This is a genomic window from Pseudomonas sp. NFR09, from assembly GCF_900111535.1.
Classification (GTDB): Bacteria; Pseudomonadota; Gammaproteobacteria; order Pseudomonadales; family Pseudomonadaceae; genus Aquipseudomonas; species Aquipseudomonas extremorientalis.
The window spans coordinates 269,529-290,302 of the sequence record NZ_FOIH01000001.1; the positions used below are offsets into that span (position 1 = coordinate 269,529).

The 20,774-nt window shown below is 59.5% G+C and carries 30 protein-coding genes; 3 read left to right on the forward strand and 27 right to left on the reverse strand.

The window, feature by feature from the left end:
- Position 1: 1 nt before the first annotated feature.
- The 3 genes from BMX59_RS01235 to BMX59_RS01245 form a co-directional block, all read right to left on the reverse strand.
- Positions 2-364: a diacylglycerol kinase gene (locus BMX59_RS01235; protein ID WP_058423756.1), complete on the reverse strand. Its 363-nt coding sequence runs from the start codon at positions 362-364 to the stop codon at positions 2-4.
- A gap of 75 nt (positions 365-439) precedes the next feature.
- Positions 440-1,090 carry a response regulator transcription factor ErdR gene (gene erdR / locus BMX59_RS01240; protein WP_071488746.1) on the reverse strand — a complete coding sequence of 217 codons (651 nt, stop codon included), beginning with the start codon at positions 1,088-1,090 and terminating at the stop codon, positions 440-442.
- A 138-nt stretch (positions 1,091-1,228) separates the two neighbouring features.
- Positions 1,229-1,948: a tRNA-uridine aminocarboxypropyltransferase gene (locus BMX59_RS01245; protein ID WP_071488745.1), complete on the reverse strand. Its 720-nt coding sequence runs from the start codon at positions 1,946-1,948 to the stop codon at positions 1,229-1,231.
- A gap of 179 nt (positions 1,949-2,127) precedes the next feature.
- Here BMX59_RS01245 and BMX59_RS01250 point away from each other — a divergent pair, with 179 nt between their 5' ends.
- Entirely contained in the window at positions 2,128-2,568 is a 441-nt protein-coding gene (locus tag BMX59_RS01250; protein ID WP_071488744.1) for a PA3611 family quorum-sensing-regulated virulence factor, read from the forward strand.
- Between the two features lie 290 nt (positions 2,569-2,858).
- Positions 2,859-3,971: an LOG family protein gene (locus BMX59_RS01255; protein WP_093119391.1), complete on the forward strand. Its 1,113-nt coding sequence runs from the start codon at positions 2,859-2,861 to the stop codon at positions 3,969-3,971.
- A gap of 222 nt (positions 3,972-4,193) precedes the next feature.
- On the opposite strand, the gene recX is transcribed toward BMX59_RS01255, so the two are convergent.
- The 24 genes from recX to BMX59_RS01365 all read right to left on the reverse strand — a co-directional run bounded on the left by recX (position 4,194) and on the right by BMX59_RS01365 (position 19,592).
- The gene (gene recX, locus BMX59_RS01260) at positions 4,194-4,661 is read right to left on the reverse strand and encodes a recombination regulator RecX (protein ID WP_093119393.1); all 468 of its coding nucleotides are present in this window, start codon (positions 4,659-4,661) and stop codon (positions 4,194-4,196) included.
- Between the two features lie 8 nt (positions 4,662-4,669).
- Positions 4,670-5,728 carry a recombinase RecA gene (gene recA / locus BMX59_RS01265; RefSeq protein WP_003189042.1) on the reverse strand — a complete coding sequence of 353 codons (1,059 nt, stop codon included), beginning with the start codon at positions 5,726-5,728 and terminating at the stop codon, positions 4,670-4,672.
- Positions 5,729-5,812: 84 nt separating this feature from the next.
- A complete protein-coding gene (locus tag BMX59_RS01270; protein WP_071488741.1) occupies positions 5,813-6,313 on the reverse strand; it encodes a CinA family protein in 501 nt (166 codons plus the stop codon).
- A gap of 81 nt (positions 6,314-6,394) precedes the next feature.
- Positions 6,395-6,856, reverse strand: a complete 462-nt coding sequence (locus tag BMX59_RS01275; RefSeq protein ID WP_093119396.1) for a lysis system i-spanin subunit Rz — start codon at positions 6,854-6,856, stop codon at positions 6,395-6,397.
- Positions 6,844-7,401 carry a glycoside hydrolase family 19 protein gene (locus tag BMX59_RS01280; protein WP_093119399.1) on the reverse strand — a complete coding sequence of 186 codons (558 nt, stop codon included), beginning with the start codon at positions 7,399-7,401 and terminating at the stop codon, positions 6,844-6,846. Before BMX59_RS01280 ends, BMX59_RS01275 begins: the two co-directional genes overlap by 13 nt.
- A gap of 55 nt (positions 7,402-7,456) precedes the next feature.
- Positions 7,457-8,464 (reverse strand): phage tail protein, encoded by a 1,008-nt coding sequence (locus tag BMX59_RS01285; RefSeq protein ID WP_093119402.1) that lies wholly within the window; start codon positions 8,462-8,464, stop codon positions 7,457-7,459.
- Positions 8,465-8,473: 9 nt separating this feature from the next.
- Positions 8,474-8,686 (reverse strand): tail protein X, encoded by a 213-nt coding sequence (locus BMX59_RS01290; RefSeq protein ID WP_071488737.1) that lies wholly within the window; start codon positions 8,684-8,686, stop codon positions 8,474-8,476.
- Entirely contained in the window at positions 8,679-9,062 is a 384-nt protein-coding gene (locus BMX59_RS01295; protein ID WP_071488736.1) for a phage tail protein, read from the reverse strand. Before BMX59_RS01295 ends, BMX59_RS01290 begins: the two co-directional genes overlap by 8 nt.
- Entirely contained in the window at positions 9,062-10,633 is a 1,572-nt protein-coding gene (locus tag BMX59_RS30655; RefSeq protein WP_256572922.1) for a phage tail tape measure protein, read from the reverse strand. The genes BMX59_RS01295 and BMX59_RS30655 overlap by 1 nt, the downstream gene beginning before the upstream one ends.
- Positions 10,634-10,638: 5 nt before the next feature.
- Entirely contained in the window at positions 10,639-10,764 is a 126-nt protein-coding gene (locus tag BMX59_RS30660; RefSeq protein ID WP_017844653.1) for a hypothetical protein, read from the reverse strand.
- Entirely contained in the window at positions 10,761-11,333 is a 573-nt protein-coding gene (locus tag BMX59_RS01305; protein ID WP_093119405.1) for a phage tail assembly protein, read from the reverse strand. Before BMX59_RS01305 ends, BMX59_RS30660 begins: the two co-directional genes overlap by 4 nt.
- A gap of 51 nt (positions 11,334-11,384) precedes the next feature.
- A complete protein-coding gene (locus BMX59_RS01310) occupies positions 11,385-11,891 on the reverse strand; it encodes a phage major tail tube protein (RefSeq protein ID WP_071488733.1) in 507 nt (168 codons plus the stop codon).
- Positions 11,891-13,057 carry a phage tail sheath protein gene (locus tag BMX59_RS01315; protein ID WP_093119407.1) on the reverse strand — a complete coding sequence of 389 codons (1,167 nt, stop codon included), beginning with the start codon at positions 13,055-13,057 and terminating at the stop codon, positions 11,891-11,893. Before BMX59_RS01315 ends, BMX59_RS01310 begins: the two co-directional genes overlap by 1 nt.
- Before the next feature lie 2 nt (positions 13,058-13,059).
- Positions 13,060-13,233, reverse strand: a complete 174-nt coding sequence (locus tag BMX59_RS30400) for a hypothetical protein (protein WP_175486651.1) — start codon at positions 13,231-13,233, stop codon at positions 13,060-13,062.
- Positions 13,234-13,316: 83 nt separating this feature from the next.
- Positions 13,317-13,574, reverse strand: coding sequence for a phage tail assembly chaperone (locus tag BMX59_RS01320; RefSeq protein WP_093119414.1), 258 nt, complete (start codon positions 13,572-13,574; stop codon positions 13,317-13,319).
- Positions 13,575-14,192 carry a hypothetical protein gene (locus BMX59_RS01325; RefSeq protein WP_093119416.1) on the reverse strand — a complete coding sequence of 206 codons (618 nt, stop codon included), beginning with the start codon at positions 14,190-14,192 and terminating at the stop codon, positions 13,575-13,577.
- 63 nt (positions 14,193-14,255) lie between these two features.
- On the reverse strand, positions 14,256-14,789 hold the full coding sequence (locus BMX59_RS01330; RefSeq protein WP_093119418.1) for a hypothetical protein: 534 nt from the start codon (positions 14,787-14,789) through the stop codon (positions 14,256-14,258).
- Complete coding sequence (locus tag BMX59_RS01335; protein ID WP_093120068.1) at positions 14,786-15,424, reverse strand: phage tail protein I; 639 nt, start codon at positions 15,422-15,424, stop codon at positions 14,786-14,788. Before BMX59_RS01335 ends, BMX59_RS01330 begins: the two co-directional genes overlap by 4 nt.
- The gene (locus tag BMX59_RS01340; protein ID WP_093119420.1) at positions 15,424-16,419 is read right to left on the reverse strand and encodes a baseplate J/gp47 family protein; all 996 of its coding nucleotides are present in this window, start codon (positions 16,417-16,419) and stop codon (positions 15,424-15,426) included. The genes BMX59_RS01335 and BMX59_RS01340 overlap by 1 nt, the downstream gene beginning before the upstream one ends.
- Positions 16,416-16,748, reverse strand: a complete 333-nt coding sequence (locus BMX59_RS01345; RefSeq protein ID WP_071488728.1) for a phage baseplate protein — start codon at positions 16,746-16,748, stop codon at positions 16,416-16,418. The genes BMX59_RS01340 and BMX59_RS01345 overlap by 4 nt, the downstream gene beginning before the upstream one ends.
- Before the next feature lie 12 nt (positions 16,749-16,760).
- The gene (locus BMX59_RS01350) at positions 16,761-17,369 is read right to left on the reverse strand and encodes a phage baseplate assembly protein V (RefSeq protein ID WP_093119423.1); all 609 of its coding nucleotides are present in this window, start codon (positions 17,367-17,369) and stop codon (positions 16,761-16,763) included.
- A gap of 3 nt (positions 17,370-17,372) precedes the next feature.
- Positions 17,373-17,888, reverse strand: a complete 516-nt coding sequence (locus BMX59_RS01355; protein WP_093119425.1) for a hypothetical protein — start codon at positions 17,886-17,888, stop codon at positions 17,373-17,375.
- A 21-nt stretch (positions 17,889-17,909) separates the two neighbouring features.
- Entirely contained in the window at positions 17,910-18,254 is a 345-nt protein-coding gene (locus tag BMX59_RS01360; protein ID WP_071488725.1) for a phage holin family protein, read from the reverse strand.
- A 603-nt stretch (positions 18,255-18,857) separates the two neighbouring features.
- Positions 18,858-19,592 (reverse strand): LexA family transcriptional regulator, encoded by a 735-nt coding sequence (locus tag BMX59_RS01365; protein WP_092241067.1) that lies wholly within the window; start codon positions 19,590-19,592, stop codon positions 18,858-18,860.
- Positions 19,593-19,717: 125 nt separating this feature from the next.
- Here BMX59_RS01365 and BMX59_RS01370 point away from each other — a divergent pair, with 125 nt between their 5' ends.
- Positions 19,718-20,647: an AraC family transcriptional regulator gene (locus BMX59_RS01370; protein ID WP_175486652.1), complete on the forward strand. Its 930-nt coding sequence runs from the start codon at positions 19,718-19,720 to the stop codon at positions 20,645-20,647.
- Positions 20,648-20,774 lie beyond the last annotated feature (127 nt).

Sequence of the window (20,774 nt, forward strand, 5' to 3'; positions counted from 1 at the left end):
CTCAGATCAGGATGACGGCCCACACCAGGGTGATCATGGTCAGGGCCACGAATTGCGCAGCGCTGCCCATGTCCTTGGCGTTTTTCGACAGTGGGTGGCGGTCCAGGGAGATGCGGTCGATCGCCGCCTCTACCGCTGAATTGAGCAACTCGACGATCAACGCCAGCAGGCACACGGCGATCAACAACGCTCGCTCGACCCGGCTGACATTCAGGAAGAAGCTCACCGGGATCAGGATCACGTTGAGCAACACCAACTGACGGAACGCCGCCTCGCCGGTGAACGCCGCGCGCAGGCCATCCAGGGAATATCCCCCAGCATTGAAGATACGTTTGATACCGGTTTGACCCTTGAAAGGCGACATAGATGTAGGCAACTGAACCAAAGAAGTGGGGAAACTAGATCACGCAAAGTCAAAAAAGCGTGAATCGGTAACAAACTAGTGCTGCGAAATTGACTCAAGTTGTTGCAAGAGCAGCGCCGCCTGGGTGCGTGTACGTACGCCCAACTTGCGGAAAATCGCCGTCACATGCGCCTTGATCGTCGCTTCCGAGACGCTCAGCTCATAGGCAATCTGCTTGTTCAACAGGCCTTCGCAGACCATGGTGAGCACCCGGAACTGCTGGGGCGTCAGGCTGGCAAGGCCATCACGGGCAGCCTTGGCTTCGTCGGACACGTTGATTTGTTCAAAAGCCTGCGGCGGCCAGGACACGTCGCCATCCAACACTGTGCGCACGGCTTTCTGGATATCTTCCATCGCACTGGACTTGGGAATGAAACCGCTCGCGCCGAACTCCTTGGAGCGCACGACCACGTCGGCTTCTTCCTGGGCCGAGACCATCACTACGGGGATCTGCGGGTATTGGCCGCGCAACAGCACCAGCCCGGAGAAACCGTAGGCGCCCGGCATGTTCAGGTCGAGCAGCACCAGGTCCCAGTCGGACTTTTCGGTGAGGCGGGCTTCCAACTCGGCAATGCTGGCCACTTCAACCAGGCGCACGTCCGGGCCGAGGCCCAGGGTCACGGCCTGGTGCAACGCACTGCGAAACAGCGGGTGGTCATCGGCTATCAGGATTTCGTATGTGGCCATTGATTAAATGATCCTGTTTTCAGGGGTGCCCTGATCGGCGCCCAGCATGCCCAGCGTAGCCTGGAGGGTCAAGCACTACGCCCGTGGGCATTTTAGCGGGTTGCGGGTGCGTGGTGCCATCATGCAAACGTCGTCTGGTTATGCGGTCGGAATATAGGGCGCAAGGCGCGTATGCACAGTGTCCGCAGGATCCAGCGGCATCTGGAACTTGGCGGCCAGGTAATGGGTACTGAAGACATCCAGATAGGCGTCCAGGACTTCACTGGCTGCCAGATCATCGGCCAGCTCAAGGCACAGGGCAGCGACTTCAGCGGTACAGAAATGGTCGTCGCGCTTGGAGCGGCGCAATTTGTAGCGCGACAGCTGTTCCGGCGCCAGGCTGAGTACCGGCAAATGCTCCAGGTAGGGGCTTTTGCGGAACATCTTGCGCGCTTCACTCCAGGTGCCGTCCAACAGGATGAACAGCGGGCGCTTGCCCTCCTCCACCTTCACTTCACTCACAACGCGCTCGGGCACGACGAATTCGCCGGGGAACACGATATAGGGCTGCCAATGCGGATCGGCCAGCAAGGTGAGCAGTTCAGGGTCGACCTCAGTGCGCGACCAGGCGAATGCCGTGGTGTCCTGGATGACATCGGCGATCAACCAACCGGTGTTGCTGGGTTTCATCGGCTCAACGTCATGCATCAGCAGGCACATGGCGGAGCGCGCTTCGACCTTGGGCCGCCAGGCGCATAGGCAGTATTCGGGGATGACTCGGCAGCCAGGGCAGCGTTCGGCACGCGAGCCACGATTGAGAAACGGCCGCACGGCACGGGCCAGGCGCTGGGTGCGCAGGCGGGAAACGGCGTGGCTCATCGGCTGTGCCGCAGGGACGGGTAAATCGACACGGTGAAAACTCGTGGAAGGCGGAAGTGGCCGCAGTTTACCAGCGATACGCCTGGCTGTAGTGGCAACGGCTCACCTATAATTGCGCGCCACTGAACGCACAGCGCAGTGGCTGGTCTATGCACCAGTAACCGAATCAGGAGAGTTTCATGCTGCGTTCCATGCTGCGTCTTGTCGCCCCATCCGTCGCCCTCGCGCTGGTATTGCCCGTGTGCGCCCAGGCGGCCTCGCTGCTGGAGGCCCAAATGAACCGGAAGCTGCAAAGCGTCGCGGCCGAAAGCAACAAGGACCTGCCCCGGGAAATCGACGAAAAAACCCTGGAAGTGGCCTACACCGTGGAAGGCATGCAACTGATCGATCACCTGAGCGTCCTGCCTGACCGCGCCGAACAGATGCGCGCCAACCCCAAGGCGGTGTATTTCCAGCTGGGCCAGAGCGTGTGCCTGAACAAGGGCTACCGCGAGCTGATGGCCAAGGGCGCAGTGATGCGTTACGAAATCACCGAGAACAAGACCAACCGTCCTGTGGCCTCGGTGAAATTCATCGAAGCGGATTGCCCGGCACCGGCGGCGGCAAAGAAGAAAAAGTAACAGCATGGCCTTCGCGCGCTGCCGTCCGGTGGCGCGTACTCCCCCGCTTCAACGTCCTGCCAACGGCTAAACTCCCTGATGAGTGACCAATAAGCGGTTGCCAGCCAAGGGTTTTGCGGCCCATGATCAAGTCATCCCGACCATTCATTCACAGCACTTTTCATGCTGTTCTGTAATATTTTCAGGGCAAAAGAAGGTTGCCCCCTGCGGCAAGCAACGACACATGCAGTGTCGTCGCCTCCGGCGAACGGCTCGTCGGCCACCCGGGCCCTGCAATAAGGAGAAGTTGAATGCCTTACGAACCGAATGAGCGCCTGCTTCGGCACTTTGAAGAAAACGGTGCTGACCTCACGCAGCAGGTCGACGCTCAACTCCAGCTGATCGCTCCCAACAGCCCGAATATTCCCCTGTATCGCGACATGATCCTCACCGTGCTGCGCATGGCCCAGGACGACCGCAATCGCTGGAACGCCAAGATCACCCTGCAAGCCATCCGTGAACTGGACAATGCCTTCCGCGTGCTCGAACAGTTCAAGGGCCGCCGCAAAGTGACGGTATTCGGCTCGGCCCGTACTCCGGTGGAAAGCCCGCTGTACGCCCTGGCCCGCGAAGTCGGCGCTGCACTGGCACGCTCTGACTTGATGGTGATCACCGGCGGTGGTGGCGGCATCATGGCGGCGGCCCACGAAGGCGCGGGCCTGGAACACAGCCTGGGGTTCAACATCACCCTGCCGTTTGAACAGCATGCCAACCCGACCATTGATGGCACCGAGAACCTGCTGTCCTTCCACTTCTTCTTTACCCGCAAGCTGTTCTTCGTCAAGGAGGCCGATGCGCTGGTACTGTGCCCAGGCGGTTTCGGCACCCTGGATGAAGCGCTGGAAGTACTGACCCTGATCCAGACCGGCAAGAGCCCATTGGTGCCGGTGGTATTGCTGGACGCGCCCGGCGGCGGGTTCTGGCAAGGCGCCCTGGACTTTATCCGCAGTCAGTTGGAAGCCAACCGCTACATCCTGCCTACCGATCTCAAGCTGATACGCCTGGTGTACAGCGCCGAAGAGGCCGTGGAAGAGATCAACCAATTTTATGCCAACTTCCACTCCACCCGCTGGTTGAAGCGTGAGTTTGTGGTGCGTATGCATCACCCTCTCAGCGATGGGGCATTGGCCCATTTGCAGACTGAATTTGCCAGCCTGCGGTTGAGCGGAGAGTTTCAACAGCTCGCGTACACCGGCGAGGAACATGATGAGCCACGGTTCAGCCATTTGACGCGGCTGGTGTTCAACTTCAATGGCCGCGATCAGGGCCGGCTGCGGGAGTTGGTGGATTACATCAACCTGCCGGAGAACTGGGCGCAGGCTCAGGGGAAGGCGCAGCAGCGGGTTACACCGGAGTCGGCTTGATTTTTTGAGGGCAAAAAAAAAAGACCCACTATTTTCATAGTGGGTCTTTTTGGTGGTGTTTCAGGTGGAGTGGAGGCGAGGCATTTGGGGCTGCTGCGCAGCCCAACGCGGGGCAAGCCCGCTCGCCACAACAAGCTCGCTCGCCACAGCAAGCCCGCTCACCACAACAAGCCAGCTCGCCATAGAAGTCTGCTCATCAATGCGGCCAGCATAGCAAGGTGTTCAGTCGTCCATATCCCGACCACTCAACAAGCGGCTTATCATTTCCATCGAAAACCCGCGATAACTCAGGAAGCGACCTTGCTTCGCACGCTCCCTGGCATCAATCGGAAGATGGCCCGCGAACTTGCGTCGCCAGGTGTCTTCCAACTGCGCCTGCCAACTGATGCCGCACTCACGTAGGGCAAGGTCGATATCAGCTCGCTGCAGGCCACGCTGGCTCAGCTCTTCGCGAATACGCGCCGGGCCGTAGCCGGATCGGGCTCGATAGGAGACAAAACTTTCAAGGTAACGGGATTCGGAAAGCAGCCCCTCTTCCGTCAAGCGGTCGAGGGCGGTTTCGATCATCTCGGGCTCCGCGCCGCGCTGACGCAGTTTACGCGTCAGTTCGACTCGACCATGCTCGCGGCGAGCGAGCAGGTCCATTGCGGTGCGCCGAACGGCGACGAGTGTATCCAGTACAACGGTCATCGTTTGCTTCAGATATCAGTGTCAGCTTCTTCCACTTCTTCAACCGGCTCGCGGTTGGCGGCAGCTTTCACGTCTGGTGCTGCGGTCAGCAGCTTGTCGCGAATCTGCTTCTCAAGCGTGGCGGCGATGTCCGGATTATCCGCCAGGAACTTGGCCGAGTTGGCCTTGCCTTGGCCGATCTTGCTGCCGTTGTAGGCATACCAGGCACCGGATTTCTCGACGAAACCGTGCAGTACGCCCAAGTCGATCATCTCGCCGTTCAGGTAGATACCCTTGCCATAGAGAATCTGGAACTCGGCCTGACGGAAAGGCGGAGCCACTTTGTTCTTCACGACTTTGACGCGGGTTTCGCTACCCACAACCTCGTCACCTTCTTTCACCGCGCCGGTACGGCGGATGTCCAGACGGACCGAAGCGTAGAACTTCAGCGCGTTACCACCGGTGGTGGTTTCCGGGCTGCCAAACATCACACCGATCTTCATACGGATCTGGTTGATGAAGATCACCAGGCAGTTGGCATTCTTGATGTTACCGGTGATTTTACGCAGCGCCTGGGACATCAGACGGGCTTGCAGGCCCACGTGCATGTCACCCATCTCGCCTTCGATTTCAGCCTTGGGCACCAGGGCGGCCACGGAGTCGACCACGATCACGTCGATGGCGTTGGATCGCACCAGCATGTCAGTGATTTCCAGGGCCTGCTCACCGGTGTCCGGCTGGGAAACCAGCAGGTCGTCGACGTTGACGCCCAGCTTGCCGGCGTATTCAGGATCCAGGGCGTGCTCGGCATCGACGAAGGCGCAGGTGGCGCCCATTTTCTGTGCCTGGGCAATCACCGACAGGGTCAGGGTGGTTTTACCAGAAGATTCAGGACCGTAGATTTCAACGATACGGCCTTTTGGCAGGCCGCCAATGCCGAGCGCGATGTCCAGACCCAGAGAGCCAGTGGAAATAGCCGGGATCGCCTGACGGTCGTGATCGCCCATACGCATTACGGCACCCTTGCCGAATTGACGTTCGATCTGACCCAGGGCCGCAGCCAAGGCTTTCTTCTTGTTGTCGTCCATTAAAGTCCTCACGTAATCAATAAGGCCTGGTCGGCCAACACCTGTATAAGTAGACAGTATTGTTCCACAAAGATCAGAGATCGCCTACCCCTGATTTTCTATTTCTGCTGCAGCTCGTCGCAACAAGCCCTCTAGCGCGGCCTTTACCGTTTGTCGGCGGACCTCATCGCGGTTGCCGGTGAAGTGCTCAAGCTCGGCCGTGATCTCTTCGCCCACGCCAAACGCCAGCCATACGGTGCCGACCGGTTTGTCTGGCGAACCACCGTCCGGCCCTGCCACGCCACTGACGGCGACAGCAAACCGCGCCAGGCTTTTTTCCTGGGCGCCACGGACCATTGCTTCCACCACTTCCTGGCTGACCGCCCCGACTTTTGCAAACAATGTCTCCGGCACATTCAATTGCCGGGTCTTCTGCCGATTGGAATAGGTGACATAGCCCGCCTCGAACCAGGCCGAGCTGCCCGGAATTCGCGTGATGGCCTCCGCGATACCGCCGCCGGTGCAGGACTCGGCCGTGGTGACATGGGCGTTGAGCACCTGCAGGCGGCGGCCCAGTTCGGCAGCCAGTTGAGTGATTTCCTTCACGGTCGTCTCCAGTCGTGGGCGGGGGTTCGCCTACCCTACAGGAGACAATCTCACACGCAAGTGACGGACTGTCTCAAGACACTAACGGGCGACGGCTCGCACATACGCCTGGCAGGCACGCAAGGCAATCAGGGCGCTGTCGCCGTCGTCGGTGATGCGGATAATTCGCTGAGCATGCGCTGGGTCAAGTCGGGCTCGCGGGGCTGCATGAACCACGCTGCCGGCGGCGGTGGCGGCCGGCATTGGGCAGCCACTGGAAGCGTCGAGAAGGACTGACAGCCGCACATCAGCAGTGGCAATGCGGTCACGCAAAGCGGCTTGAGTACGTTGGGCATCGCTCAACTCCCGCGCATGTTGTTGGTCGATGACACTGAGCTGTTGCTCAAGGGCCAGCCGTCTGTCTTGTTCGGCCTGCTGTAGATTCAGGGCTTTCTGGGTCTGTGCGGCCGACAAGCGTTCAATCTGTGCCCCGTACCGCCAAGCCTGCACCTGCCAGACAACGACCACCAGCACGCATACGCCAATCGCAACTAAGAAACGCATAACACCGCCTTCGCCCGCGCCCACAGCTGCAAACGATCCTCCAGGCCATTGAGCCCGCCGTTGATGCGCCGGGTGATGGTGGTGAACTGGTCCTTGTCAGCGAGTTCATTCAAGCCATTGCTTTGCCAGAACCAGGCGGCGGATTCACAGGCCCATTGCGGTTGCTCCAGCAGCTCGGGTTGTTGCAGCAAGCGTTCGTCGCCAAACAGGGCCTGGCTGCAGGCCAGGTAGTTGCGGCGACCGGTGATCTGGATCAGCCCCCGGCCCCTGTACTTCTGGCCGTCGCCGTCGGCTTCAGGGGTATTGCCCAGGCGTGCGGCCAGGGTGCCGGTGTCGTACTTGCTCAGGTATTGATCGCTACCCAGTTCGCGCACGTAGCGCAGTTGCCCGGACTCGTGGCCGATTTGGGCGAGGAAGGCGGCGATGCGTTGTGGCGTGTTGATTTGACGGTGGAGCATGGCGCAGTTCAGCGCAGTAATGAAAACTCCCGCCTTGATGCGGGAGTTCGGTAGGATTGTTACGAGTTGCTGCTCAGACAGGACCATATTGTCTCCACATCAGAAACCTCAAACGAAGCATGAGGGGTGTCAATGGCGCGGTTTATTCTGCGAGGGACAAACCGCTCGCGCTGATCGTGCAGCGATAGCTGTCTTTGCGCTTGCCACTGGCCGTCACGGTATTGATCGACCAGCGCCCTTGCATGAAGCCTGGCCATGACTCATCCAGCAGCAACAAGCCTTCAGCGGCGAATGCGGGGTTTCCAGGGCAAATCACCTCGATCTTCAGCCCTTCACGTCTCACACGGCGCATCTCGCCTTCAGCAGCGGAACGGGCTTCAGCTTCGTTCTGGTAACGCTGCGTAACCTCTTTAAACGGCTCGATACCCACCTGCACCACGTTTTTCTTACCGGCCGCCGCATCCCACCAGGACGCTTTTGCGCCGTCATATTTGGCGCGACTGCCCTCGGACATCTTGGCGCTGATAAAAGCACGCTCACCCGGGCGATTGTCACGCGTCAGCGACAGCCGCACATCCGGCAGGGTCTTGCCCGACAACGACGTGAGCTGGCCTTTACGGCCCAGCACATAAAACTCATCGACCGGCTTGGCCACGGCATCAAAACGTCTGGCCAAGCGTGTCAGCAACGCCATGTCACTTTCGTTGGTCTGGTCAATGTGCGGAATCTGCTTGCCTTCAAGGTCAGGCGCCACCCGTGGTGAATAACCGTAGCGCGCCGTCAATTGACGGAACAACGCGCCCAGGGTGATCGGCCCGTGACTGGCGGTGCGACGTTGCTTGAACCCGTCCATGTCAAACGGTGCCGCCGTGGCCTCCAATGCCAGGCGCATGGGAAACAGTGACGGTGTGCGCTTGGTGATCTTGAACGTCCCCTTGTCCACCAGGCCGGTTTCCAGATACCCCACGCGCAGACCGATTTTCCCACCCAGGTCGGGCAGGCCATCAAGGCCCTCGATATCGAGGGTTAACTTGAGATGGTCTGAGACAAGACCGGCCGTATCACTATGCTCCCACTCCAACAGGCGTTCGTTAAGCAGCGCGGCATTGGCTCCGTAGATTTCCACCACTGGCGTATATCCAAGTGTCATAGTCGCTCCTTAGTCCCAGGCCGAAACGGGCTGCTTCGCAATGGGCTGCCTGTCCAGTTCCGGCACAATCACACTGACACCTGCCGGCAGTACTGCGCCCTGCTCGGCCAACCCTGGGTTCAACCGCCACAGCACTTCCTCGGCGGCATCGTCACAGCGGCCAAGCTCGCGGTACAGCAACAGGTTCACCGAATCACCAGCAATACTTCGCACCCTACGCATTGACGAACTCCTCCAATACCAGCGACCAATTGATAACCATGGCGGTGCCATCGTCGATCACATTGGATTGTTTTTCGCTCACCGATTTGATCGTCCACAGCCCCCAGCTGAGGCCTACGCCATCGACCAGCGGCAATGGCGCACGCAGGGCTTGCAACGCACGCAGCTCATCCAGGCGCGCCATGCCGGTTGCCCTTGCGGCCTTACCGCCGAAGGTCAGCGTCTCAAGCTCTTGGCCGACCTGGCTGGACTTGGGTTTGCCGGCAATAATCGGCAGGCCGACCCATCCACCTGTGCTGGCGCGGTCCAGGGTGTCGTAGGCGAATCCACGCGATAGCCCGAAAATAAACGTGCCCAATGCCATCTGTTGCCGCATCACACCCCTCCAATATCGGTCAGTGCCGAATCACGTCGCGACCCCAGCAGGTCGCTCATCGACAGCGGCGAAAATTGCGCTTCGATCTGTTGCACCACCAACTCCGCCAGCTGTTGATAGCTGGCCTGCTCCGTTGCATTGATGGTGATCTGCGGGGCGAACGTGACTTGACGGTTGTCGGCCGGGGCATTGTCCAGGCGCTTGCTGACGTCCGCGGGCGCGGGCAGGCGGTCGCTTGAACCGAGCAGCTTGTCACCGAGCCAACTGCCAGCCTCACTGCCCAACAAACCACCGATTGCACCACCGACCGCTGTACCGACACCGGGAAAAATCATGGTGCCGATGGCCGCACCGGCAGAGGCCCCGGCCCAGGCGCCACCGGCGGCACTGAGCCCGGCGCCGACGGATTTGGCGTCACCGTTGCGCACGCCTTCAACCACATTCATAGCGGTATCGACATACCGCATCGGGCCGAGACGACGGGCACCGACCGACTCCAGCCGGGTCATGGTGCCGGCCAACCGCGAAGTCGAGGCTTGAGGCAAATGGAGCGCCTGCGCAGCGTGCAACGCAGGCGGCGTGGGCAACATCGCCTTACCCAATCGATCGGATGCATCACGCAGCCAATTACCGAGCCTGCCGCCTTTTTTACCCGAGCCCTTGCCCTGGGCTTTACCGGAAGTGCTTTGTCCACGCTCACGCTCGTAGCCCGGCGGCAGAATAATGCTGGGACGTGTGGAGCCGCTCTGCGACTCGTCAGGGCAGCAGCAACCTTGACCCTTGTCCTTTTCTTTATCGTAACCGCCGTCCTTGAACAACTTGCCAACCCCGGGCAACTTGCCCAGCGTCATATCCACCAAATTGCCCGTCACCCGCTCTTTAATCGTCTCGCCCACGCCCGAAAAAAATTCGGAAACCACTGGTGAAACGACCGACGACATCACCGTTTCAGCAGTCTTGAGCGATTCAGCGGCGACCGGTGAATCGCTGGCCCAATTGTTGACGGTGTCCAACACGCCGGTTTTAGCCCGCAGCCATGTGGCTTCTCCCAGGACCGGCACAGGTTCAAGTGTTTTGGTCAACCGCTCCGTGCTTTTGGTCGACTCTTCGCGCAAGACCGTTATTGATTTTTCCGGGGGGAGTTTCGATCCAAACGCAAAGCTGGCATTCGCCTGCTGAAAAGCCGTGACCGGGTCGAGGCGCTCCATGTTGCGCACCGTCAAGGCTTCGTGGGTCAGGCGCCGATCATCCACCTTGCTCGACTGGAACGCCGTGGCGCTGCTCGGCTCAATCTGCCTGTCAGTTCTGGACGGGTTAACGTCTACGGCTTCAAGCCGCGATACAGAGGCGCGCAGTCCATCCACGCTGCTGCGCAGTAACCCCAGGGACAATGACAGACCACCGAGCTGCAAGCTTGCGTTAGTCAGCGCCACGCTCATCGGGTGTATCGGTGTCGCCTCACCAAGGTGTTCAGGTGCCAAGGCGCCTGAGTTGACAATGGCGGCGTCCTTGCCGACGACCGCCTGGCCATCCTTGGCCGTGGCATACGCCAACGAATACTTGTCCTGCATCCCGCTTACTCCTGTTTGACGCCAAGGCGAGTGATCGCGATGTCGTAGCGGCGCAATGCTTTCCCGGCGTCCCAGTCGAGGATCTCGGCCTCATTGACTGAGTAAATCAGCGGCACCACATCGAGGATCACTTCGATGTCGCGCTCCGAAAGAAGTCCGCCGGTTGATTTAAAAAATCGTCGATACGCTCCTGCAATTCAGTCCAGTCAGGCACGGTCAGGCCGGCCAGGTCAGGAATCATCAGGCCGGCGCAGTGAGCAGTGATGAACTCGGCGCGTTCTTTGTTGGTGGCGAGTTTTTTCATCACCTTGGTAGCGCGCAGCGCGGGCATTTCCAGGGGCAGTTCGATGAGGTTTCGGCCGGCTGCGTCGAGGGGCAACAGCAGTCGGACGGGTTGGTCGTGGGTCGACTCCGCTTGTTCGCCGAGAAAGAACGACGCAGGAAGAGTCGACATCTCGTGTACGTACTGGGAAATGCTCACGTAGTCCGGGCGCTTGAGTTGGTCGAGTTCTTTTTCCGACAGGCCGGTGGCGAGTTTCGCCAGTTCGAAAAACTGGTCGTCCTCGTCATCACCGGCCCGGGCCAGCGCGTCTTTTTGCGCGGCGTAGTACAGCGGTTTGAGTTGCACCTGCTCGATTATCGCGCCGGTATCGGCGGTGATCGGGGACAGCAGGACATGCAGCGGTGGCATCCAGGCCATGGGACAGCTCCTTGGTGAAGTATGGGGGCGAGCACGCCCGCCCCCGGGGCATTACGGCATCAGCACGGCGCGGCGCGCATCGCCGAGGATGTCGACGCCGTTGAGCACGAACTTCTGGGTGCGTACATCGATGTCGATGACCGGAATACCGTTTTCCAGGCGGTTGTAAGTGCGGCAGGACAGCTCCAGGGTGGTGAGTGCCTTATCGCCCATCTTCAGCTTCGCTTCGGACAGGGATTTGAGCTTGCCGCCAACGGTGTGGTAGGTGAAGTAGGTCTTGCCATCCTGATCCTGGCCGGCTTCGCGCACGTTGAGCAGGATGTCATCACCCAGGCGTACGCCCAGCGCGAGCATGATCTCCGGGCCGGCACCTTGCAGCACCAGCGTGGCGCCGAGCACCTTGCCGCTCTTGGCCATTTCCTCGGCGATAAAACGCCCGCCGGACATGGGCTCCATGTCGAACTCGATCTTCGGCGGAGTGAACTCCTCCACCGTCGCGGACAACGGCAGGCCTTGAAGGGTGGCCGCGATGGCCTGTCTGACTCGGTTGGTAAACATTAGAGAACGTCCTCCAGGAACTGCTCGATGATTTCATCGCGGGCATTGAGTTGATAAATCATGTGTTCATTCGGCGCGTAGCGGCCGTAGTCGATGACGATGAACCAGGTGCCGTTCTTGTACTTCTCGACACTGTTCAATTCCGGATGCAGGTACACGCTGCCACCAGGGATGGTTTCATCGGCGACCAGGGTTTGCAGCCAGTCGTTGATGCGCTTGACCTCCTGGTCCATGAAGGACTTGGTGAGGTTCTTGGCCATGGCTTTCTGGCCGGCCTTGACCAGCTTGCGGCTGATCGCATCTTCCAGGCCGACGTAGCTGATGAACTTGCCGGTGATGGAGCGGTTACCCAGCAGCGAGAAACCGCCGAGGATGGTACGGGCGTAGTAGCTCACGCCGTAGCGGTTGAGCAGGTCGCCTTCGGTGGAGGTGTCGAGGATGTTGTACTCGACCACGCGGGAAACGTCCTCGGCGAACGTCACCTGATTGCCTGGGCTTTCCCACTGCTTGACCTTGGCCAGCGCAGCGATGGCCAGGGACGATGGCGCGAGGAACACGTTTTTCTTGGCCGCCTTGGAGTACACCGACGGCATGTTGTGCACCAGAAGGCAGCGGTCAAAACCGAGATCGGCGCCGCCCAGTTCGCCGCTGTAGGTCACTTGGTCGGCGACGCTGGCGTCTTTGCCATCCAACACCACGCGAGCTTTGATGCGCTTGCCGAACGAGGCGAACTCACCGGCTACCGCCTTGGTGCCGGTGAAGCCTGGGGCGCCGATGATAGTCAGGTCTTCCGGTACGCTGGCCAGCGCGGCCAGGCCCAGTTTACGACCGGTCACCGGCTCGTCACCGCCGATCACGTTATTGAGCGTGTCCGCCGGGGTGGCGCCCTCCTCCACGATCACCACATAGACCGGTACCTTCACCACCTTGAGTATCTGGTACACGGCGTGGAACAGCGTGCCCGACTCCGTGCCGGTCGGGTCCAGCAGCGCCTGGGTGGTTAAACTGTTGATGCGGAACGGCGCATTCTTCGGGATCGACGCATGGGCCTTCGGCGCAGTGCCGACCAGGCCGATCACGTTGTCACCCAGGCCACCCATGGCCTCGGGGGATTCGGTGGCATTCACGGTGATGCCGTTGTGCTCGAAGTTCAGAACCTCAGCCATGGTCAGTCAGCCTTCTTGGGGGTGGAATTGAGGACGCTGGTCAGTTCCAGGCGGCCAGCGGTGCGCAGGGCGGATGCTTCGACGTCCAGCAGCTCAAGTTCCTCGCCGACGGTGGACCAATGGCCGCCTCCGGTGGGGAAAGGGATGAGGACGGTGTAGGTTTGGCGGTTTTGCATAGGGACAAATCTCCGGGTGGAAAACGCCAAAGCCCCTGCGGGAGGGGCTTTGGGAGGCGAAAAAAAACCGCTTTCGCGGTAGGTTATTTAAGGAATATTGGCAGGTCCGGCCATACCACCTTATAAGGGTCGCCGGAGTCTTGGGGAACATCACGCACGGCCTGACGATACAGCGCGAGCTCACTTCGTTGCGCATCCGTGAGTGGACTATCTACGGCCTGCATTGCTTCTGTTGCGTTCAGCAACTGTCGACGACAGGTACGAATGGACGCCCACTCGGCGAGGGCGATAGACTCAGGATTAGGTTTGTATTGAGATCCCACTTCAATTGTTTCGCTCATTTAAAACTCCACCTTATCTGTCAGTGACAGTTTCGACTTAAGACTCCCCACTGCAAACAACCCTCCGATACCGACCTGCATTGTATCGATACGAATGGTTGTCACATAAATGCTTGGAAACTTCAAGCGCATAATCACATTACCAGTCGAATCGGTGTAAATTCCTGGAGACATGTTCCCGAAAACGGCTTTGTTCAATACTGCCCTTTGAGGCGAGTAGCAGTAGCCCACAATAGTCTCGTCTACGATAGTTGCACTGCCGTAACTGTAACCACGAATATTAAACCAAAACATTTGATCGTGAGTATTGATATTCACCGGCAGTTTGAAGTGCATGTAAATATTATCCGACGTGCCTAGATCAACGACGGAAAATCCGCCAGATGCACCTGTGTTTTGGGGCCCACCGGTCCCCCACACGCCGCCTTGGAACACGTTAAGTTGGACCGAACCTGATGCCCCTACCAACCCAACCATATCTTTTTTGCTGCGGAATTCATCAAACTCTGCACGCGCCACATCCATCCGTGTGTCAATTTGAGAAATCTTCCCGTTGACGACAGCTGTCAAACTATCTGTTGCAGTGACCAACTCACCTATTTTCTGCTCAATGCCCATATTGAACCTCTTAATTATTAATCGTCCCGAATAGTGCCAACGCACACAGCCTTCAGATTATTGTTAACCGTTATTTTCCAGAGCCATCACTCGAAATAACACACCGACGTGCCTGGCCATATTATTCACAGTGGCGGCTGCTAAAACTGCCAACTCTTCCGTAAGCAACAAGTTAAAGTTGTCACTCCCCACCACGATCGTCACACTGTTCGCTGGCAATGGCGAAATATCCAGCGTAAATTTTTGCAGTACTCGCGCTGCCGCCGCTTTATACGTCAACAACTTCCCTGCCACGGAATACACCGCCAGCAAAGTCCCGCTGGCGAGATAAAACCCGAACTCGCCGATTTCATATTCGGCCTCGCCATCAAACAGTGCGGCCATCCTGAGTTGCCGGTCGCCCAAGTCCTCGTAATCCACAATGGCGACCCGTTGGCGCTCATCGCGCAAGGCTATTTCCGAGCCGTCAGGGCTGTAGCGGCCGGTACCGGCGCCAATGTGGGTGATTTCGCCTTTCAAGCCCTGGTTCTTTGCCTGCAGCACTTCATCCAAACCTTTGGAGGTGAAGCGCACCAGGCGCGTAATGTCATCTGTCATGGCTGCGCCCTGAGGTCGTAGTCGTTAATGGTGTAGTGACGGGTGGCCCCGACACTGTTAAGCCGAGCAGCCAACGCCAACTCCGGTAGTGCGCTGGTCAGAGAAAACTCACCATCACTCAACGAAGCATGTGCGACTTGAGTGAACGCAAGGCGCCCTTGGGTTTCGAGAACGATGGTGATCGTTGCCAGGTCCCGCTCACTCTGCGCTGCATTGATGCGGCGGATTAGGCGGTTGTGGTCACCACTGGACCAACTGCGCCCGATGATGGCCTGTACATCAAAGGTGTAAGGCAAGCCCAAGGGCCGCTGCTGATACCAGGCACTGATGTTGGGAGTGAACCCCAGTGACTCCACCGCGTGAACGAGCGCCTTCGGTGTCCCCGCCTGACGCTGTATCTGCCAGGACAAGGCCACAGTCAGGCGTTTTTCCGACTCGCTGGCGTCAGCATCCCATTCACTGACGCCGCGGTCGGCGGCCAGATAAGGAAGAAACTCGCTGGGCGTTTGCAGCGGACTCATCAAGGCCGGAAATGGCGGACTCACTCGATCCAGCAGCCTGCCCAACCCCAGGTCCAGCGCCCTTTCCAGCGGTGAGCTGTTGACCGGCAACAGGCTCGCTTTGGGTTCATCCATCATAGCGTGCGCACCTCCACCTCGACGCCCGTGCAATACGGGGCCTGGAACGCGGTGCTGATGATCGGCTCCAGCGGCTCAAGGATTTGCAGTTGCGCGGCGCCGGCACTGTGGATCGCGTAGTCGATCCAGCTCGGGTCGACCCGGCCTTCCAGGCGATGGCACGAGTCGGCGTAGGTTTGCAGCAGTTTCTGTGCCGCGACCTGGGTCAAGCCCGAATCCGGGCCGGCGTTGATCTTGGCGACCACCCGAATCTTGTAGCGCTGGATCTGCGCGCCCTGGACGCTGACCAGATCGGTCTCCGGCCTTACATCGGGCCGTGCGAAATGTCGCCGAACGCCGTCAAGCAAATCGGCGGAAGCGGTGCCATCACCCTCCCTGGAAAGCACGGTGACCATCACCTCGCCGGGCGCGGTACGTCGAGCGTTGCCGTCCTTGACCTGCGCCGCGTAGCCGTCCGGATCAAAGGTGTAGCTGACGGTCACTACGCCCGGCGTGGCGCTTTGCACCTTGACCGATGGCCGCTCGCCCAGGGTGAACACCTCGCGACGATACTGCATGCGCGAGCCTGCCGCCGGGGCGTGGGGCGCCAGGTAGTAACGCAGGCGGGCGTCGTCGTCGCTTTCCAGAATCGGCGGCACCGGCGGGAAAGCGGCCGGGTCACCTGGGTCGAGGACCTGGCGCTCCAGGCCCATATCGGCCAGGCGTGCATCCAGGTTGCTGCCGGTGGCCCACCACGCCAGCATCTGCTTGATGCGGGCGTTGTACTTGCGTTCGTGGGTTTGCAGGCGCACGCAAAATGCTTCCATGGCCAGGGTCAGCAGTTCGCTTTCATTGTCGAGGCTGATCTTGAGTTTGGCCGCGCTTTGCGGGGCGCGAGTGGCGACGTAATCAACCACGAAGGCCTTGAACTCGGCCAGCAATGGTTCGAACTCATCGACCGCGATGATGGCCGGTTCGGCCAGTTGGTTCTGGCCAGGGATCAACATGCTCATGTCACGACCTCGAAGGATTGCTGGCGGTTTTTCCAGGTGCCGGCAAAACGCAGCAACAAACCGGCGCCCTGACGGGTAGCGACGATGATCTGGGGCTGAAAGTCGGCGATACCGTTCTGGGGGTTATAGAACGCCTGGGCGGCGTGGCTTTGGGCGAGGATCAGCAGATCGTCACCGAGGTTCTGCCCGAGCAGTTGCGGGATCAGCGAGCCGTACAACGGGCGCTTCTGGCGAGTGCCCACGGGAGTGGTCAGCGCTCGGGTGGCGCGCTGCACGAATTGCAACCAGTCATCGACGGCTGCCCCGGTGTCACGGTCGATTCCAATCATGGGATGTCCTTATCAGGGGCTGATGACCCGGCCTTGATGGTCCACCACCGGGCCGGTGAAGTGCGCGCCGCCGGCATCCAGCGACAGGCTGGTACCGCCGACTTGCAGCGTGATGCTCTGGCCGCTCATCGTCAGGCTGGCGGCGCCGACCTTGACGTAGACCTGTTCGCGAGAACCGATAAACGTGGTTGGGCCGTTGACCCAATTGAAGGCGTGGCTGGCGTCGTCGTAGTCGCTCTGGGTGCCATCCTGATAACGCCGCCGGGTCAGCGTCGGAACACTGGAAACCGGCGGAAAACGATCGCTGTTCAAGCCGAACAAAGCCACCGACTGCGCCCCACCCTCGCCGCCGCCATAGTTGAGCAACAAGCATTGTTCGCCCACTGAGGGGATACGGGTTTCGGTCTGCGCCCCGGCGCTGGGGTTGAAAAACCTGATCGCCGGACTGAGTAAGTCCCCGTGGCTGATCGTGCAGGTATTGCTGGCGGCGTCGACCTCCTGGCACACGCCAATTCGGCAGAAGCTTTCTGCGCGTCGATAGAGATCTTCAAGCTGGGCTTCCATTTCGGCCAGGCGCTCGACGATCGGCCCCAGTTGCATGCGTAGCAATGCATCGAACATGGGCTACTCCTGCAACGGGCGGTATTGGTCGGGATCATCGATGTTCGTGACTTCCCAGGTGCAGGCAAACAGCGGCTTGCCTGTGGGATCTTCGAGCAGCGACGGGCCGAGATAGAGGGTTTGGATGAAGGAAACAGTCCAAGTGTCGTAATCCGTTTCCGCACCGTTGAGCACGGAAGGTGCCGCGACAATCGCAGTGGGCAGGTCGCATTGCTCGGGCGGCAGGCCCCAGCGGTTATCCAGAGCCAGGTCCATCAATTGACTGGCCAGATCGCAGGCATCAAACGGTGCCGAGCCGCCGGCGACCATGACCTTGAGTGAAACCGACAAGGCGTGCGCCTTGCGCCCGGCAAGGGAGCGAACGCCCGGGCCATTGCGATCCACGCTGATCAAAATGCCCGTTTTATCGCCCGCTCCAGAAAAGTCATGATGATTACCAACCCGCAGCTGTGGGAACGCACTCTTCAGTGCGTCTCCAATCGCCACAGGCAGTTGGGAAGGTTTTTCGAGAAGTGTCATCTGCTTGCATCCTTGCAGCGCTTACTGCTGATCCGGGCGAGAGTTCGGGGCCTGGTTGACCCCGATGCGCTTGGCGGCCCAGCGTTCATAAAGGCCGATGGCCACGTCCGCACCGGCCATGGCGGTGAGGCAACCAATGGCCCCGGCGGTCCAGATCGACATGCCGGCGGCGTAGCACAGCATCAAGGCCGAGACCCCGCAGACCATGCACGCCCCGGACCGCAGGGCCAGGCGCCGGATCAACGACCAACCGCGGGCGCCCTCCTTGTCGGCGCGCCACATTTCGCCGGACACCCCGCCGATCAGGGCCAGTACGATCACCAGCCAGATAGGCATTTCCGCTAACGCTTGCTGCTCGTTTGTCATGTCACGCCTCCTGGCTGAGCACTACCGGCGCCGGGCCGGCTCTTGGGTAAATCCATTTCGTAGGTAGGCATTCCAAAAAGCCCGGTTGCCCGGGCTTTTCAGTAATGCGGTCCATATTCGATCTTTCGGCGCTACTGGCGCGGTACGGATCTTTCCTTGATGTTTTTCCGACCACGATCCCTGTCTGCCGGATAACTGCTTCTGGTGCTTTACGCTGCACACCCGGGTCAGTTGCCAACCCTCTGAACCGTTATGAGGCCGGTTCATCGCTGCCTGTGTTGGTCATGCTTTGAAACTAAAGAGCGTCGGCATCCTTGCCGGTATTGCCTGACATCCCTGCCATCGCTCAGATGGCGTCCTTGCCGGTGTTGCGTGCCTTCCTTGTCTTTCCTGGCAGCATCCTTGCCGCCTCCACCAAGCCTTGTTTGGCTGGCTTGAGATGAAGAATAGATATGTATGCATATACAGTCAATGCACAAATGCATTTATTTTTACCAAATAAATGCATTGGCGCATTTACAGCCTTGTAGGACGGGGGTTTGGCGATTTTCTGCAGACGGAAAAAAGCCCGCTCGTTGGCGGGCGTTGTCTTACGCGGGAAGGTTAACGGGCGTACATACCCCACCAGAACACATGACCCAGAATGCTGATCTGCTCATCCTGGATTTCCTGGAAGCTGTAGTCCTCATCCGGGTGCTCATCGCGGTTGAAACTGCGCAGGCGGATCCCGGAAGGCAGGCGATAGAGCTGTTTCACGCGCAATTGGCCGTTGTGATTGATGGCATACAAGTCACCATCGACGATATCGCCGATGCCACTCTTGCCCGCGTTCACCCCGACCGTCGCACCGTCGCGCAGCACCGGCAACATGCTGTTGCCGCGCACCGTCACGCACTTGGCCTGGTCGAACTGCACACCGTTATGCCGCAGGCTGCGCTTGCCGAACCGCAGGCTGGCCTTCTCGCTTTCCTCGATGACGAATCTTCCTGATCCAGCAGCCAATTCAACCTCGCGCAGAAAGGGGATCGACACCTCGTCATCATTGACGGGCGTGTCGTCGTCCCACAGGCTTATGTCCTTGAGTTCCGAATGCATCGGGTCGCGCGCGTCATCGCGCAACGCGCCCATCGCCGCGCGCCCGCGCAGGTAATCGGTGCTGACACGGAAGTACTCGGCGATACGGGAGATGTGCTTGTCCGACGGATCAACGATCTTGCCGCTGAGGATCCGGGACAGCGTGGATTGTGGCACGCCGGTGCGCCGGTAAAGCTCCGTGGGGGAGATCCGGTCGCGGTCCAGCAATTCTCTTAAGACGATAGAAACGTTGCGTTTTTGCATAACGAGGATAGTGACGGGAGTTTTTTGGCTTGGCAAATGCTAATTTGCATTTTTTATGCATACTATCACGCACTATGACAACCAAATCCTCCGTCCACGTATCCCGCGCCGAGTACGCCCGACGCATGAACCGCGTACTCAACTACATCGATACCCACCTGGATACCCCCTTGGAGGGTGCCCGGTTGGCCGATATCGCCAACTTTTCGCGCTTCCATTTTCATCGGATTTTCGCGGCGTGGATGGGCGAGACATTGGGCAGTTATGTCCGCCGGCGGCGACTGGAGAAGGCGGCGTTCCGCCTGTCCTGCGGCAACCACGAAACCGTACTGGAAACAGCATTGGCCAGCGGTTTCAACTCGGGCGAAGCATTCGCACGGGCCTTCAAACTACAGTTTGGCTGCACGCCATCCGAGTGGCGCACCAACACACCGCAGCGACTGGCAGCACAGGCGGCTGCCATCGGCCCGCGCCCGGGTGCGCAGCAGAGCAATCCTGATCAGGTCTTCGGCAATACCCATCAGGCACATGAGCGTACGTTCGACGACGCTGGGCTCTCTTCTCCTTCAACGAAAGAGCCCACCATGGACGTACGCATCATTGATTTACCCAAGGTACGCGTTGCCTACCAACGCCTGATCGGCCCCTATGGCCCCGCAATCGGCCACTTCTGGCGCGGGACCATGGCGCCGTGGATGCACTCCAATGGCCTCGGCGATGAACGGTGTTACGGCATAGGGTATGACGATCCATCCATCACGCCCCCGAACAAGTGCCGCTACGATGCTTGCGTAGAAGTGCCAGCCTCTTTTGTGACCAGCGCCCAGGCAGACATTCAGACCCTGCCGGGCGGCCGCTATGCCGTAGCGAGCTTCAAAGGGAAAACAGAAAAAATAGCCGATGCCTGGATGTGGCTGACGCGAGAATGGATGCCTTCCAGCGGTCTGCAATGCGATGACCGACCATGTTTCGAGATGTTCTTTGCGGCAACCGCAACCGATTCTGACACCGGTGAGTTCATCTGCGACATCTGCATCCCTGTGCGGTCGCTGTAATACAAAGGCATGAAAGATACCGGCGGCGCGTTTACTTGCAGTTAAGTAAATGCAGCGCCGGCTTTTGCGTTTTACCTATCCGTTTGCGACCTGCGAAGCTCCGACCTCGCATGTTAACCTTGCGCCC